Here is a 14,315-nt window from a genome sequence, read left to right on the forward strand (position 1 = left end):
TCGTTCGTTTTTCCGGCTTTGTGGCCGTGCGTGTTTTTTTTGTTTTTTTTTTTCGTTTTCTGTTCTTTCTTTTTCTTTGTCTTCCCTCCCCCCCCCCCCAGCGGGGCAGCAGGCTGCCGTGCAGGTTGAAGCAGCCCAGACGCGGCGCATCAAGCACCTCCGCCTTCAGGATCTGGCCGTAGGCCACCACCGCCGCCGCATCCAGATCCAGCGAGCGGAAGGTTTCGATGGCGTCCGGCGCCTTCATGCTGTCGGGCGTGAACACCGGCAGGCCCATGCTCTCGGCGAAGGCCTGGACCGGCGAGGGGGTCAGCTTCTGACCGCGCCCCCTGGGCCGGGGCGGCTGTGAATAGACCGCCACGATCTCGTGCCCGGCGGCGATCAGCTCGGCCAGCGACGGCACGGCGAAGTCGGGTGTTCCCATGAAGGCGATGCGCATGCCCGCGATTTGCCTCATGCGTCGGTGCGGAACAAGGGTAGTGGCGGGGCTCGCCATCAAGTGAGGCCGTGCTAGAGTCTTCGTTTAAGTGAGTGGGGAGCCTGCCTTTGTCCGTGAAATCCGCAACCGTCGCCCGTCTTCTTGTGGGATGTTCCGTCTTCAGCCTGATCGCCGCCGGCGCCGTCGTGGCTCAGGATGCGCCCATCGTCCAGCCGGGCGCCCCCGGCCAGGCCCCGCGCGCCCTGACAGCCGAGGAAGCGGCCCGCATCGCTGACAACCGCTATTCAGCCGACGACGTCCGCTTCATGCAGGACATGATCCCGCATCATCAGCAGGCGGTGGAGATGGCGGCGCTGGTGGCGGGGCGCACCAATCATCGAGAGATTGTCGAGATCGCCGCGCGCATCGACGCCTCACAGGCCGACGAGATCGCCTTCATGCGCGGCTGGCTGTTGGGTCGCGGCCAGCAGGCGCCCGATCCGGCTGCCGATCCTCACGCCGGCCATCACGGCCATCACGGCCAGGGCGCTGATCACTCCACCATGGCGGGCATGGCCACGCCGGAACAGATGGCCCGTCTGGCCGCAGCCGAGGGCGTCGACTTCGACCGTCTGTTTCTGGAGCTGATGGTCGCCCACCATGAGGGCGCCATCCAGATGGTGGACCATCTTCTGTCGCGTTCAGGGTCGGCCTACGACCCTGTCCTTTTCGAGTTCGTCGCCGACATCCGCAACGAGCAGCAGGGCGAAATCCGACGCATGACGACCCTGTCGCGTCAGCTGTCGGATGATCCGCGAGCCAGCCTTGCGCCAGGCTTTCGCGACGCGGGCGAGGCGATCAGCAATCTCGCCCTCGTCGCCACCCTTCCCAAGCCTCCGGGATTCTACGACCCCGAAAATCCCGCGGGCCTTCCGCCCCCGGTTCCCGCAAGCGAAGCCGCCGACGGCGAGAGGGGCGCTGAAACCGGGCGCGTCGGGAGCCGGTCTCCCTTTCTGAACTTCGCCAACACGGATCTCGCTTTCTCTGGTGATCTGATGGCGGTGGGCAACTACCACGGCTTCAACCTCTATCGCCTGGAAGGCGACACGCCGCGTCTGGTCAGTTCGGTGGTCTGTCCTGGCGGTCAAGGCGATGTGTCCATCGTCGGCGACCTCCTGATCATGTCGGTGGAACAGCCATCCGCGCGTGTCGACTGCGGGCGTGAGGGCATCAGCGACGACGTCAGCCCGGATCGTTTCCGGGGCCTGCGCATCTTCGATATCAGTGACCAGGCGCGGCCTGTCCAGGTGGGGCAGGTCCAGACCTGTCGTGGGTCGCACACTCATTCGGTGGTTTCGGCCAACGACCAGACGATCATTGTCTACAACTCGGGCATTTCTTCCGTTCGCCGCGAAGAAGAGCTTGCGGGCTGCATCGTCGGCGCCCCCGGCGACAGCCGGACGGCCCTGTTCCGTGTGGACGTGGTGGAGATTCCGGTGGCCGATCCGTCCCGGGCCCGCATCATCGACAGCCCGGCGGTCTTCGCCGACGAGGAGACGGGCGACCTGGCCGGACTGTGGCGCGGTGGAGATCACGGCGACGGCACCCAGACCACGGCCCGGACCGACCATTGTCACGACATAACTGTGTTCCCCTCCCTGAATCTGGCTGCGGGCGCGTGTTCAGGCAACGGCATGCTGTTCGACATTAGCGACCCGCGCCAACCCCGTCGGATCGACGCCGTCAACGATCCGGGCTTCGCCTACTGGCACTCGGCCACCTTCAACAACGACGGCACCAAGGTGCTGTTCACCGACGAGTGGGGCGGTGGCGTTCGTCCCCGCTGTCGCGTGCAGGATCCGGTCACCTGGGGGGCGAACGCCTTCTATGACATTGTGGACGGCAAGCTGGAGATGCGCGGCTACTACAAGCTGCCTGCGCCCCAGACGGAGCAGGAAAACTGCGTGGCCCACAATGGCTCCATCGTGCCGGTGCCCGGGCGCGATATTTTCGCCCAGGCCTGGTATCAGGGCGGTCTGTCGGTGATCGATTTCACCGACTCCTCCAACCCTGTCGAGATCGCCTATTTCGACCGGGGCGCCATTGATGGTGAGCATTCCATCCTGGCCGGCTACTGGTCCACCTACTGGTACAACGGCCGTATCTACGGCACCGAGATCGTCCGCGGCCTGGACGTGCTGACCCTGCAGCCGAGCGAGCACCTGTCCGAGGCCGAGATCGCCGCCGCCGCCATGGCCGATCAGGGCGAGACCTTCAATCCGCAGCAGCAGTTTCCTGTGACCTGGCCGGATCATCCGATGGTTGCGCGGGCCTATGTGGACCAACTGGCGCGCTCGGGCGCGCTGCCGGCCGTTGCCGTGTCCGAACTGACCATGGCGCTGGATCAAGCTGCGGCGCGCCTGGAGGCGCAAGTGGCGGACGCCGGCTTGGCGGCCACGCTTGAGGGCCTGGCGTCAGGACTGGCCGTTGCGGGCGGCGCGGCGGACCAGGCGCGCGGGCAGGCCCTGGCGCAAACCTTGACGGGGGTGGCGGCGGCGCTTCGCCCATAAAGCCTTGACCAATTCATAACTCTTCGGTTATGTGAATATCAATAGCCATGAGGTTATCGATTTCGCATGACCGCAGCGCACGACATTCTGTTCAAAACCTTGGCTGACCCCACGCGGCGGGCGTTGTTCGAGCGCCTGTGCCGCGAGGGGGAACAGACGGTCGGCGCGCTGACCGACGGCTCCGGCGTGTCCCAGCCGGCGGTGTCAAAACATCTGGGGGTCCTGAAACAGGCCGGGCTGGTTCGCGACCGCCCGTCCGGGCGTCAGACCCACTACAGCGCCGACCTGGCCGCCCTCGGGGCGCTGGTCGACTGGACACGCCAGATGGCCGGGTTCTGGGAGTCGCGGTTCGATGATCTGGAAACGCTGCTGACAAGGATGGACCAATGACCGAAGCCAGATCTGTCGTCGTCGAGCGCACGCTCGCCTTTCCGCCCGAGCGACTGTGGCGCGCCCTGACCCAGCCCCACCTGATCCAGGAATGGCTGATGAAGAACGACTTCGAGCCGGTGGTGGGCCATCGGTTCAATCTGTCGGGCGAGTGGGGCGGGGTGCTGGACTGCGAGGTGCTGACCGTCGAGCCACAGCGGATCCTGTCGTATCGCTGGGACTACGACCACGACGATCCCGCCTATGCGCTGAAGAGCGTGGTGACCTTCACGCTCACCCCGACTCCCGGCGGAACTCATCTGCGCGTGGAGCAGGCCGGATTCCGACCCGACCAGAAGCAGGCCTTCGGCGGCGCGCATGCGGGCTGGAACCAGTTTCTGGCCAAGCTGGACGCGTTGCTGTCCCGGCCCGACTGACGCGAAGTAATCTTCAACGAAGGAGGGCCAGATGGCTCTGAGCAAATGGACGCGGTCTTTCCACCGCTGGGTGTCGATGCTGTTCATCGCCACAGTGATCGCCGCCACCGTCGCCGCAGCGACGGGGCAGAGCACGCAGAATCCGATCTTCTATCTGCCGCTGGCTCCGCTGTTCGTGCTGATGATCACAGGGCTCTACATGTTCGCTCTGCCCTATGTTCGCCGCCGCACCGTCCCGGAGTGAACCATGCCCCCCTCCGACAAGCCTGTCCTCCTGACCGGCGGCAATCCCCAGATCCCCAAGGGTTATGGCGATGCGCCGGTGCAGGCCTGGATCGCCGCGGCGCCGGGATGGAAAAGCGACGCCTGGCGGCGCCTGGACGCCCTGATCGCGCAGACGGTTCCGGATGTATGCAAGGCGGTGAAGTGGAACTCGCCGCTGTACGGTGTGGAGGAGGGGCGCTGGTTCCTGGGCGTTCACGTTTTCGACCGGTATCTGAAGGTGTCGTTCTTCAACGGCGCCGACCTCGACCCGCTGCCGCCCGTGGGCTCTAAACAGAAGCACGTGCGCTATTTTCACATTCACGAGGAGGATGCGGTCGACGAGGCGCGGTTCGCCGACTGGGTGACGCAGGCCTGTCGCTTGCCCGGTGAACGGATGTGAAGGCCGCGGCGGCAGGTCGAATCTGAGCCGGCTAGGTCGCCGCTCTTACGAGGGTCCGGACCAGGTCGAGCAGGGTTGCGGCCGGATCTAGACCCTCCAGCATCTCGGCGCTGACGAAGGCGCCGTTCACGACCACCGCCAGTTGGGCGCCCAAGCTGTCGGGACGCCGTGCGCCAAGGCGCGACGACAGGCCCCCCAGACGCTTGCGCAGGTCCTGTTTGTGGCGGCGCGCGACCTGCCGGGCGGGGTGGTCGACCTCTGCGAATTCGGCGGCGACATTCAGTTGGGGGCAGCCGCGATAAGCCGGGCGAGCAAGCCGTTCGCCGATCCAGAGCATGTGCGCCTCCAACTCCTTCATGGGATCGCCCAGGTGAGCATCTGACACTGCGTCCCAGGTCGCCCAGAACTCGACGTCCTCGCGCTCAAGGAAAGCGGCGATGAGATCGTCCTTGGTCGGGAAGTGGCGGTAAAGGCTCGTCTTGGCGACGCCCGCCTGCGCGACGACCGTGTCGACGCCCACGGCCCGTACTCCCTGCTGGTAAAAAAGCCCGCTCGCCGTCTCGAGTATCCGCTCCCTTACGTTCACCTGCCCATCACTGCCCGGGCTGTCTGATGTCATCGCGGTTCTCGCCATTCTTGTCTCTGCCAGGCTCGATAGCACGGCCGGTCTTGACTGCATACGGACAGGTCTGTAGCTATCAAAACAGACAGGTCTGTAGCGAAGGCGCGAGTGTCAGTGTTTAGGCAACAGGGCGGACCGCGCGTGGCGGTCTATGGGGCGAACGGGCATACTGGGCGGTTCGTGGTGCGGGCGTTCTTCGCTCGAGGATTCGAGGTTCTCGCCCTGGGCCGGGACAAGGACCGGCTGGCGTCGGCCGGCCTGCCTACCGGCGTCGCGGTCGAAGCCGTGTCACTGGACGATCCGCCAGCGCTGGATCGGTGTCTCTCCGGGGTCGCCGCGGTCGTCAACTGCGCGGGTCCGTTTCTGGACACCGCCGATCCGCTGGTGGATGCGGCCATGCGCACCGGCGTTCATTATCTGGACGTCACCGCCGAGCAGGAGAGCGCCCGCCGCCTCTATGATCGCGCGGCGCAGATCGAGGCCGCGGGCATCGTCGCCATGCCGGCGATGAGCTTCTGGGGCGGTCTGGCGGACCTGCTGGCCACCGCCGCCATGGCGGATTGGGCTGAAGCCGACGAAATCCGCATCGGCTCCGCTCTCGACAGCTGGAAGCCGACCGAAGGCACGCGGATCACCAGCCAGCGCAACACGTTCCCGCGCCTGGTCATCTCCGACGGACAGCTTCAACCCCTGGCGAATCCGCCGCCCCGGACCGACTGGTCGTTCGCAGGCGATTTCGGGCGCCAGGAGATGGTGGAGCTGCCGTTCACCGAAGCCATCCTGATCGCCCGTCATTTGAACGTGCGTGAAGTGCATCACTTCATGAACACTGCGCCCCTGGGCGACCTGCGGGATCCCAAAACCCCGCCGCCCCAACCGGAGGACGCGTCCGGTCGGTCATCGCAGCGGTTTCGCGTGGAGGTCGAAGTGCGGCGCGGGGAGGCGTTGCGGCGCGGCGCCGTAGAGGGTCGCGACATCTATGGCGTCACCGCGCCGCTGATCGTGGAGGCGGCTGCCCGTCTGACCAAAGGGCCGTTTCCGGCCGGTGTTCATGCGCCGGGCTCCCTGTTCGACGCGCGGTCATTTCTGGCCGCCGTAGAGCCGGACATGGTCTAGGCGACGGTTCTGGTCGCAGCTGCTCAGGCGGCCTTATCAAGCTCGTGAAGAGGACGGACGCGCGCCTCCCACCAGTCGCCGATCGCATCCAGCAACGGCACCAGCTCCTGGCCCGCGGGGGTGAGCGAATAGGTGACGTGACGGGGATAGACCGGCAGCTCCACACGGTCGACGACGCCCGCCGCCTGCAGCTTGCGAAGCTCCAGCGAAAGGATGCGGTGCGAAACCGTCGGATTGTCGCGCCTCAAATCGCCAAACCGCTTGGGCCCGTCCTTGAGGTAGTAGATCAGCAAGCCCGGCCAGCGGCCGCTGACCAACTGCATGGCCTCTTCAATCGGGCAGAGTGAAACGAGGTCCTTCATCGACAATCTCCTGGTTACAGGAATGTGCGTTATTCACAGCGAGCGCTGAGGCTCCCAAGGTTCCGGACGCTGCGCAGCATCCCCACAACCGGAGCCCCAGATATATGGAACCTGTTCTTCTTTATGGCCACCCCGGGGGCACGTCCCTCGGCCTGGTGGCGGCGCTCGAATGGCTCGGCAGGCCTTATCGTTTGTGCCGTGTCGACATGCTCGGCGAGATGCGCGAACCATCCTACGCCCGCCTCAACGCCCGCCACGAAACCCCCGTCCTGATCACGGACGATGGACGTTCGGTGAGCGAGACCATGGCCATCGCGGCCTGGCTGGAGGCGCGTGATGAGGAGCGCCGGATCAGCTTTGCCCCCCTGACGCCCCAGACCGACCGGATGCATCAGTTGATGGCCTTTCTCAACACCGGCTTCACCGGCGCCTTCTCGCCCTATTGGGTGGCGTACGAGCTAGAGACGCCTGATCCTGCCTATACGGCAGCGCTCAAGCGTCTGGGCCGGGCTCAGGTTATCGAGCGGCACGACAAGCTCGAGGGCATGCTCGAAGCCAGCCCCTGGCTGGTGGGAGAAAAGCCGACACTGGCCGACGGCCTGCTCGCCGGCGTCGGCAGATGGCTGGAATTCCACGAGGTCGCCGATATTGAACGCTGGCCCCGCCTGCAGGCGCTTCGTCGCCGGATCGATGCGGACCCGGCCGTGGTCTATGCAACAGCCATTGAACAGGGCGATGACGTCCCGGGGTCAGGCGCGTGCCTGGGTCACATCCCGCTCGCGGAGGTGATTGAGCGCTACGGTCGTTGAGCCTGGCGTTTGCGCATCAGGCCGCTGTCGGCAGAACCGACGGCGGCCTGAGCCGTTGGCCTTGCAATCCCATCTGCACGAAGGAGAACGCCTTGGGCCAACTGGTCGATGGAAAGTGGCAGGCCGACGACGTCTTCGCCGACGAAACGGACGGTCGCTTCAAGCGCAAGGATAGCCAGTTCCGCAACTGGGTCACGATCGACGGCGAGCCTGGGCCGTCCGGCGAGGGCGGCTTCAATGCCGAGGCGGGCCGGTACCACCTGTACGTCAGTCTGGCCTGTCCCTGGGCCCACCGCACCCTGATCATGCGCCGGTTCAAGGGGCTGGAGACGATGATCGACGTCTCGACAGTCCACTGGCTGATGCGGGACAAGGGTTGGACCTTCGCTCCGGGCCCCGGCGTGACCGGCGATCCGCTTCACGGCGCCGACTATCTGCATCAGGTCTATACGGCGGCCGATCCCGCCTACACGGGCAAGGTCACGGTGCCGGTGCTGTGGGACAGGACCCGCAAGACCATCGTATCCAATGAGTCCGCCGACATCATCCGCATGTTCAACACCGCCTTCGACGGCGTCGGCGCCGCGAAAGGCGACTATTATCCCGAGGACCTGCGGCCTGAGATCGACGCCCTGAACGACCGCATCTACTCGACGCTCAACAATGGCGTCTATCGCGCCGGCTTCGCCACCAAACAGGACGCCTATGAGGAGGCGGTCGGGCCGCTTTTCGAGACGCTGGACTGGCTCGAGGAACGACTGACGGATTCACAGTGGTTGACCGGCGACCGCCTGACCGAGGCCGACATCCGCCTCTTCACCACACTTGTGCGCTTCGATCTGGTCTACCACGGCCACTTCAAATGCAACCTGCGCCGCATCGTCGACTATCCGGCGCTGTGGCGGTACATGCGCGCCTTCCATGAATTGCCCGGCGTGGCGGAAACCATCAACGTCGATCACATCAAGCGGCACTACTATGAAAGCCATCGTCAGATTAACCCGTCCGGCGTGGTGCCCTTGGGGCCGTTGATCGATTTCAGCTAGTCGTGCAGGTCGGCCATGCTGATGGCGTCATTCATGTCCTGCAGCATGCGGCGCAGGTCCGAGATTTGTTGAGCCGTGATCGGTAACTGCCGGACCACCTCCCTGCGAACGGAAAGAAGGTCGGCCCGCAGGGCGACTCCCTTGCCGGACACTGTCACCCACACCTTCCGTTCGTCGCGCGTGTCCCGCTTGCGGGCCAACAGCCCGGCCGTCTCCATCCGCTTGACCAACGGCGTGAGGGAGCCTGTCTCCATGGACAGGCGCTCTCCCAGGTCGCCCATGGTCACCGGGCGCTCGAACTCCCACAGGGCGATCAGCACCAGATACTGCGGATGGGTGAGTCCCAGCGGCGTGAGCAGCCGTCTGTAGAGGCGGGTGATGAGGCTGCTGCTGGTTTGCAAGGCCAGACAGAGTTGCTGGTCCACATGGAGTTCGGTGAAATCCGAGGTCTCTCTGCGCGGCGCCGCTTTTTTCATCATCATCGCCTGTCCAGATGCGACGACCCTAACATAGTAAAAGCTAATTATATCATGTTCGATATAATAGATATTAATATATTGACGTTATAGGCAGTTCCGGTTCCGCCCTCCCCCAACCGCTCGGAGACAATCAATGTTCGGTTTTCGATCGACGCCTTCACCCGATCCGGCCGCCGTGGCTGAAATGCGCAGTCTGGTCGCCGCATTCCATCGCTCCCAAGGGGTGATCGAATTCGATCTTGATGGAACGATCCGCGACGCCAACGCCAATTTTCTGGCGGTCATCGGCTACGAACTCGCCGAGATCCGGGGCCAGCATCACAGCATGTTCGTCGACCCGACAGAGGTCGCGTCGGCCGCATACGCCGATTTCTGGCGCCGGTTGAAGGCGGGCGAATTCTTCGTCGACAAGTTCGTACGGTATGGGAAAAACGGACGCCGGGTGGTCATCGAAGCCTCCTACAACCCGATGCTGAACGCCGACGGCGTCCCCTACAAGGTGGTCAAATTCGCCACGGACGTCACGGCCATCGAGGACGAGCGGGAGCGGCGCGAGCAAGCTGATCGCGAAGCAGCCGAAACCCAGTCAGCCGTGGTCACGGGCCTGCGTCGGGGGCTGTCCGCCATCGCGGGAGGGGACCTATCCTATCGTATCGCCGAGGCTTTCCCGGGCGACTATGCGGGCCTGCGCGACGACTTCAACAACGCCATGACAGCCCTGGACGAGGCGTTGGGCGTCATCCGTGGCAACGCCGGAACCATTCAATCGGGCGCCAGCGAAATCAGCAGCGCCGCAGAGGAGTTGTCCAGCCGCACCGAACGGCAGGCGGCCGCGCTGGAGGAAACCGCCGCAGCCCTGGATCAGATCACGGCGACGGTTCAGAAGACCGCAGAGAACGCCAAGGCCACAGACGCCGTCGTCGGCGCGACGCGCGCCCAGGCCGAAACCGGCGGCGAGATCGTCCGGCGCGCTATCGAGGCCATGGTGGAGATCGAGCGATCATCGGATCAGATCGGCGAAATTCTCGGGGTGATCGACGAGATCGCCTTCCAGACCAATCTGCTGGCGCTTAACGCCGGTGTCGAGGCGGCCCGCGCGGGGGATGCGGGCAGAGGCTTCGCCGTGGTGGCGTCGGAAGTGCGCGCCCTGGCCCAGCGGTCAGCGGACTCGGCCCGCCAGATCAAGGCTCTGATCTCCACCAGCGGGGCGCAGGTCAAGAATGGCGTGGGTCTGGTGCGCCAGACGGGCGAAGCCCTGACCGGGATCGTAGAAGGCGTGCATACGGTGACCACCCTCATGACCGAAATCCGGGCCTCCACCCAGGAACAATCGGTGGGCCTCGGAGAGGTCAACAGCGCGGTCAACGCCATGGATCAGGTCACCCAGCAGAACGCCGCCATGGTCGAGGAATCCACTGCCGCCAGCGTGGCGCTCAGCAGAGACGCCGCCGAGATGGCGCAGCTGGTAGAACGTTTCCAGATCAGTGCAGACGACATGGGTCATGACACCCCGGCAGCCTCGCAGCGAGGTCGCCGCGTAGCGACGGAACCCGTCAGGAACGCTCCCTCGCGGCCCGCCCCGGCCGCCGCCAGGCCCCGGCTCGCCACTGTGGGCGGCTCGGCGACGGCCCTGTCCGACTGGCAGGAATTCTAGGCGCTCCCCGCGAGCGCCCGGCGACGTATCAAAGTGTAACCCGTGCGCATTCAGGCTGCCCGTCGAGCATCAGGACGCTAGAGTGACGCGGTGAGCCAGATTGCGCCCCGTGAAACCCATATCGCCGTCGTCGAGGACGACCCCGAAATCCGCGCCCTGGTGTCTGATCTCCTGAGCGGACAGGGCTACGGGGTCACGGAATGCGACGGTGCGACTGCGCTGGATCGCGTCATGGCGCGCCGGCGCGTGGATCTGGTGGTGCTGGACCTCATGCTGCCGGGCGAGGATGGGCTCTCCATATGTCGGCGTCTCCAGGCCGCGCCCGAAGGGCCGCCGGTGCTCATGGTGACGGCGCGGGGCGATGACGTCGACCGTATCGTGGGGCTGGAGATCGGGGCTGATGACTATCTGGCCAAACCCTTCAACCCCCGCGAGCTGACCGCGCGGGTCCGCGCAGTCCTGCGCCGGACCCGTGACCGCCGCCGGGCGCCTCCCGCCGTTGCGCGTGAGATCTGGCGCTTTGGCGGCTGGCGTCTGGACCCGGCCTCGCGGGATCTGCGCGATCCGGCAGGAACGCCGGTAGAGCTCACGGGGGGAGAGTTCGATCTTCTCATGGTTTTCCTGACCCATCCCCAACGGGTGCTGAACCGCGACCAGCTTCTGGACTGGACGCGGGGGCGGAGCGCCGCTCCGCTGGACCGGACCGTCGATGTCCAGCTCAGCCGACTGCGCCGCAAACTGTCCGACGACCCCCGCCACCCTGAAATGGTCCGTACAGTGCGGGGCGGGGGGTATCTCTTCTCGCCGGCCGTGGAGCGGGAGCCGGGCTGATGCCGGGCTGGTTGAACAGTCTGGCCGTTCGCATCGGCCTGATCTTCGCAACAGGGCTCGTGGCCCTGCAGCTCGGCTTTGCGGCCGTAATCCTGTGGCCCGACGGGCGGCCCATGGTGTTCCGGCTGGTGTCTCCAGAGGAGGCTGCGGCCATGGCTCGCGCGCTTGAGACCGCCTCCCCGGACCAGCGTCCCGTCATCGTACAGGCCCTGAACACCAGTGCGCAGATCGTCCACATCGCGCCGGGCTTTCCCGACGACATGCCCCACCGCCCCGACACCAGACCGGCGGTCCGTATAGAGCGCGCCTTCGACCGGTACGCCGAGCTGCTTGAAGGCAGGCCCTACAAGGTTCAGGCGCGCGGGAGGCTGGGCATGGCGGGGCCCGTCGGCTCGCCGGGCTCTCTGCGGCTGCTGGTTGGTCTGCATACCGGCGAGGTTCTGGTGGTTGAGCGAGCGCCGCTCCTGCTTCAGCGCATCGTCGCCCGCCTCTTCGTCGTCGGCCTGATCGCGACGCTGATCCTCGGGGCCGTGATGGCGGCCTGTCTGCTGCAGGTGGCTCGTCCGGCCCGGCGCCTCGCTCTTGCATCGCGGCGTCTGGCCCGGGACCTGGAAACGCCGGATCTGCCTGTTCGGGGCGCACGGGAGATGCAGGAGCTGGCGCGGGCCTTCAATCTCATGAAAGGCGAGATCCGTTCCCTCATGGACGAGCGGACCCGCGTCCTGGCCGCCATAGCCCATGATCTGCGGACCTATCTGACGCGCCTGCGGTTGAGAGCAGGGTTCATCGTGGACGACTCCCAGCGATTGAAGGCCGAGGCGGATCTGGACGAGATGAGCCGTTTGCTGGACGACACCCTGTTGTTCGCCCGGAGCAGCACCCGCCCGGCCGGACCGGGGGCCTGCACGGATGTAGAGCAGGAGTTGGCCGCCCTGGTCGCCGTGCGCCACGAGATGGGCGAACCCGTGACGTTCCCGGCCGCGACACCGGCCAGTTCCGAAGCGCTCACCGTCGCCGCGACGTCGCTGGTGCTGCGCCGCATCCTCTCCAATCTGGTGGACAACGCCGTGCGCTACGGCGGGTCTGCGGAACTGGCCGCCGAGCGGGATGCCCAGGGTTTCATCAGGATCAGCGTCCGGGATCGGGGGCCAGGGGCACCGCCCGAGGCGCTGGGCCGAATGCTTGAGCCCTTCGAACGCCTGGAGCCGTCACGGGGTCGCGTGACGGGCGGCGCCGGATTGGGGCTCTCCATCGCCCACGCGCTCGCCCAGGCCCATGGGGGAGCACTGACCATCGGCGGACGCGACGGTGGAGGACTGGAGGTCACGGTCACGCTGCCGGCTGCGTCCGACTGACGTCGTTACGTTCCGTCACCCGACGTCAGCGACCGTCAATATCGCTGTTGCGCCACATGCCCACCCTGGGGTCAACCACAGGAGATACAAGCATGAAGACGCCCATTCGTCGCAGGTCCGCGGAGCGAGGGCGATGGCGGTCGTGGATGACCGACGTCCTGGTCCTGATCATCGCCTTGGGCTTCTTCGCAGCCGCGCTTCTGACGCCGCTCATGGCGCGCGCTGAACCGGCGCCGGCGGTGGTTCAGGCGGCGCGCTCGGTGATGGGGCCGGGAGGACCCGACGGCATGACCATCCTGGTCTATTGTCGTGACCAAAGACTTTGGCGGATGGACCTGGGCGACATCGATGCGGATGCGGCCATTCCGGTGGCGTCCGCCTCAAAATGGCTGGCGGCGGCTTTGGTGATGACGGCCGTGGACGACGGGCGGCTGGCCCTGGATACCCCTGTGGGCGTCTGGCTGCCCGACTTATCGGGTCCCGGGACCGGGACGACCCTGCGCCAGTTGCTGTCATTTACCGCAGGGCAGGGCGGTTTGCTCGGCGGGACCGACACACGCCAGTCCACGCGGATGACGCTGCAGGAGTCCGCTGCGCAGATCGCGCGACGTCGTCTGACAGACCCGGCAGGCTCCACGTTCCGCTATGGCGGTCCTTCCCTGCAACTGGCCGGCGCCGCCCTCGAGACGGCGACAGGCCTGTCATGGGCCGAGGCTTTCCAGCAAAGGCTGGCGGGCCCGCTGGGCCTGACCCACGTGCGCTGGTCGGGGGCCCTGGGGCGCGATCAAGGGGGGCCGGTCACCAACCCCAACCTGCAGGCCGGCCTCGTCATCACCGCCGAAGATTATGGACGCTTTCTGGGCATGCTGGCGGCCGGGGGTGTTTTCGAGGGGCGCGAAGTCCTGTCCCGGACCGCCGTCGACACACTGATGACCGTCCAGACCCGGGGCATGCCCATGGCCTTTCGCCCGCCCGGCGCCCAGGGCGACGCCCAGTACAATCTGGGATCCTGGTGCGAGCAGGCCTGGTCCGGCGGGGCTTGTCGGGTGGCCTCCAGCCCCGGCGCCCTGGGCGCGTATCCCTGGGTCGATCGCGAGACGGGGTTGGCTGGTCTCTTCTTCATGCGCCATCGCCTGTCCCCGGTCGCAGAAGACCTGCGTCGGCTCCGCGCGCAAATTATCGAAACCCGATCGTGCCCGCGCCATACGCCCGGCTCTCCGCTGTCGGCCCGGACCGCCCCACTGATCCGGTTACCTTTCGATACAGGCTGAAACCGCCCCCTTATGGGGCCGCCCCAATCGTGAGCGACAATCCCATCACTGTGAACCGCTCCCTGACCGCTGGTTCCGGCCGGCCGGTCAGCGATTCGTCAGCCATACGCGCGACTGAGCCCCTCCGGCGCGCGTGGGCGCGGCCCTGATTTCCCCGAGGGGCCGCGCCCGATTTTCTCTATCGCGGAAAGGACTACCATGCGTTCGATCCTTCTTTGCTCACTGTTTCTGATCGTCGGCGCCGGGGCCGGAGACGCAAACCCCTCCCCGGGCCAAAAACACGCCCCACTACAGACGCTTCAGAACCCCGAC

At 66.0% G+C, this 14,315-nt stretch carries 16 protein-coding genes; 12 read left to right on the forward strand and 4 right to left on the reverse strand.

All coding sequences use genetic code 11. From position 1 onward, the window contains the following. The coding region (locus ACK4FB_RS14515; RefSeq protein WP_409753832.1) for a methionyl-tRNA formyltransferase at positions 1–439 on the reverse strand (439 nt) is incomplete at its 3' end. Positions 440–552: 113 nt separating this feature from the next. Here ACK4FB_RS14515 and ACK4FB_RS14520 point away from each other — a divergent pair. The 5 genes from ACK4FB_RS14520 (at position 553) to ACK4FB_RS14540 (ending at position 4,458) form a co-directional block, all read left to right on the forward strand. Further along, complete coding sequence (locus ACK4FB_RS14520; RefSeq protein ID WP_409753835.1) at positions 553–2,988, forward strand: DUF305 domain-containing protein; 2,436 nt, start codon at positions 553–555, stop codon at positions 2,986–2,988. A 66-nt stretch (positions 2,989–3,054) separates the two neighbouring features. Further along, a complete protein-coding gene (locus tag ACK4FB_RS14525) occupies positions 3,055–3,378 on the forward strand; it encodes an ArsR/SmtB family transcription factor (RefSeq protein WP_409753838.1) in 324 nt (107 codons plus the stop codon). Further along, entirely contained in the window at positions 3,375–3,794 is a 420-nt protein-coding gene (locus ACK4FB_RS14530; protein ID WP_409753841.1) for an SRPBCC domain-containing protein, read from the forward strand. Before ACK4FB_RS14525 ends, ACK4FB_RS14530 begins: the two co-directional genes overlap by 4 nt. 31 nt (positions 3,795–3,825) lie before the next feature. After that, on the forward strand, positions 3,826–4,038 hold the full coding sequence (locus ACK4FB_RS14535) for a hypothetical protein (RefSeq protein ID WP_409753844.1): 213 nt from the start codon (positions 3,826–3,828) through the stop codon (positions 4,036–4,038). A 3-nt stretch (positions 4,039–4,041) separates the two neighbouring features. After that, positions 4,042–4,458 carry a DUF1801 domain-containing protein gene (locus ACK4FB_RS14540; protein ID WP_409753847.1) on the forward strand — a complete coding sequence of 139 codons (417 nt, stop codon included), beginning with the start codon at positions 4,042–4,044 and terminating at the stop codon, positions 4,456–4,458. 31 nt (positions 4,459–4,489) lie between these two features. On the opposite strand, the gene ACK4FB_RS14545 is transcribed toward ACK4FB_RS14540, so the two are convergent. Continuing rightward, positions 4,490–5,137, reverse strand: a complete 648-nt coding sequence (locus ACK4FB_RS14545; protein ID WP_409753850.1) for a TetR/AcrR family transcriptional regulator — start codon at positions 5,135–5,137, stop codon at positions 4,490–4,492. Positions 5,138–5,194: 57 nt separating this feature from the next. On the opposite strand from ACK4FB_RS14545, the gene ACK4FB_RS14550 reads away from it, so the two are divergent. Continuing rightward, positions 5,195–6,196 carry a saccharopine dehydrogenase family protein gene (locus ACK4FB_RS14550; protein ID WP_409753853.1) on the forward strand — a complete coding sequence of 334 codons (1,002 nt, stop codon included), beginning with the start codon at positions 5,195–5,197 and terminating at the stop codon, positions 6,194–6,196. Between the two features lie 23 nt (positions 6,197–6,219). Here ACK4FB_RS14550 and ACK4FB_RS14555 read toward each other — a convergent pair whose 3' ends face one another. Beyond that, complete coding sequence (locus tag ACK4FB_RS14555) at positions 6,220–6,558, reverse strand: winged helix-turn-helix transcriptional regulator (protein ID WP_409753856.1); 339 nt, start codon at positions 6,556–6,558, stop codon at positions 6,220–6,222. A gap of 104 nt (positions 6,559–6,662) precedes the next feature. Between ACK4FB_RS14555 and ACK4FB_RS14560 the strand changes: the two genes are divergently transcribed. Further along, positions 6,663–7,367 (forward strand): glutathione S-transferase family protein, encoded by a 705-nt coding sequence (locus ACK4FB_RS14560; RefSeq protein ID WP_409753859.1) that lies wholly within the window; start codon positions 6,663–6,665, stop codon positions 7,365–7,367. Positions 7,368–7,459: 92 nt separating this feature from the next. Continuing rightward, entirely contained in the window at positions 7,460–8,413 is a 954-nt protein-coding gene (locus tag ACK4FB_RS14565) for a glutathione S-transferase family protein (RefSeq protein WP_409753862.1), read from the forward strand. On the opposite strand, the gene ACK4FB_RS14570 is transcribed toward ACK4FB_RS14565, so the two are convergent. Further along, positions 8,410–8,895 carry a MarR family winged helix-turn-helix transcriptional regulator gene (locus ACK4FB_RS14570; protein ID WP_409753864.1) on the reverse strand — a complete coding sequence of 162 codons (486 nt, stop codon included), beginning with the start codon at positions 8,893–8,895 and terminating at the stop codon, positions 8,410–8,412. The two genes, ACK4FB_RS14565 and ACK4FB_RS14570, sit on opposite strands and share 4 nt — an antisense overlap. A 130-nt stretch (positions 8,896–9,025) precedes the next feature. Between ACK4FB_RS14570 and ACK4FB_RS14575 the strand changes: the two genes are divergently transcribed. The 4 genes from ACK4FB_RS14575 (at position 9,026) to ACK4FB_RS14590 (ending at position 14,003) form a co-directional block, all read left to right on the forward strand. Continuing rightward, positions 9,026–10,546 carry a methyl-accepting chemotaxis protein gene (locus ACK4FB_RS14575; RefSeq protein ID WP_409753867.1) on the forward strand — a complete coding sequence of 507 codons (1,521 nt, stop codon included), beginning with the start codon at positions 9,026–9,028 and terminating at the stop codon, positions 10,544–10,546. Between the two features lie 90 nt (positions 10,547–10,636). Next, positions 10,637–11,377: a response regulator gene (locus tag ACK4FB_RS14580; protein WP_409753869.1), complete on the forward strand. Its 741-nt coding sequence runs from the start codon at positions 10,637–10,639 to the stop codon at positions 11,375–11,377. Continuing rightward, entirely contained in the window at positions 11,377–12,732 is a 1,356-nt protein-coding gene (locus tag ACK4FB_RS14585) for an ATP-binding protein (protein WP_409753872.1), read from the forward strand. Before ACK4FB_RS14580 ends, ACK4FB_RS14585 begins: the two co-directional genes overlap by 1 nt. Before the next feature lie 146 nt (positions 12,733–12,878). Then, positions 12,879–14,003, forward strand: coding sequence for a serine hydrolase domain-containing protein (locus tag ACK4FB_RS14590; RefSeq protein ID WP_409753875.1), 1,125 nt, complete (start codon positions 12,879–12,881; stop codon positions 14,001–14,003). The last annotated feature ends 312 nt before the right edge of the window (positions 14,004–14,315 follow it).

Origin of the sequence: Brevundimonas sp. (genome assembly GCF_046299535.1) — a bacterium.
Taxonomy (GTDB): Bacteria; Pseudomonadota; Alphaproteobacteria; order Caulobacterales; family Caulobacteraceae; genus Brevundimonas.

Excerpts from the sequence above, each read along its gene's own strand:
- ACK4FB_RS14570 (WP_409753864.1), bottom strand. The coding sequence starts at position 8,895 with ATGATGATGAAAAAAGCGGCGCCGCGCAGAGAGACCTCGGATTTCACC.
- ACK4FB_RS14555 (WP_409753856.1), bottom strand. The coding sequence starts at position 6,558 with ATGAAGGACCTCGTTTCACTCTGCCCGATTGAAGAGGCCATGCAGTTG.
- ACK4FB_RS14590 (WP_409753875.1), top strand. The coding sequence starts at position 12,879 with ATGACCGACGTCCTGGTCCTGATCATCGCCTTGGGCTTCTTCGCAGCC.
- ACK4FB_RS14525 (WP_409753838.1), top strand. The coding sequence starts at position 3,055 with ATGACCGCAGCGCACGACATTCTGTTCAAAACCTTGGCTGACCCCACG.
- ACK4FB_RS14585 (WP_409753872.1), top strand. The coding sequence starts at position 11,377 with ATGCCGGGCTGGTTGAACAGTCTGGCCGTTCGCATCGGCCTGATCTTC.
- ACK4FB_RS14535 (WP_409753844.1), top strand. The coding sequence starts at position 3,826 with ATGGCTCTGAGCAAATGGACGCGGTCTTTCCACCGCTGGGTGTCGATG.
- ACK4FB_RS14540 (WP_409753847.1), top strand. The coding sequence starts at position 4,042 with ATGCCCCCCTCCGACAAGCCTGTCCTCCTGACCGGCGGCAATCCCCAG.
- ACK4FB_RS14530 (WP_409753841.1), top strand. The coding sequence starts at position 3,375 with ATGACCGAAGCCAGATCTGTCGTCGTCGAGCGCACGCTCGCCTTTCCG.
- ACK4FB_RS14545 (WP_409753850.1), bottom strand. The coding sequence starts at position 5,137 with ATGCAGTCAAGACCGGCCGTGCTATCGAGCCTGGCAGAGACAAGAATG.
- ACK4FB_RS14560 (WP_409753859.1), top strand. The coding sequence starts at position 6,663 with ATGGAACCTGTTCTTCTTTATGGCCACCCCGGGGGCACGTCCCTCGGC.
- ACK4FB_RS14575 (WP_409753867.1), top strand. The coding sequence starts at position 9,026 with ATGTTCGGTTTTCGATCGACGCCTTCACCCGATCCGGCCGCCGTGGCT.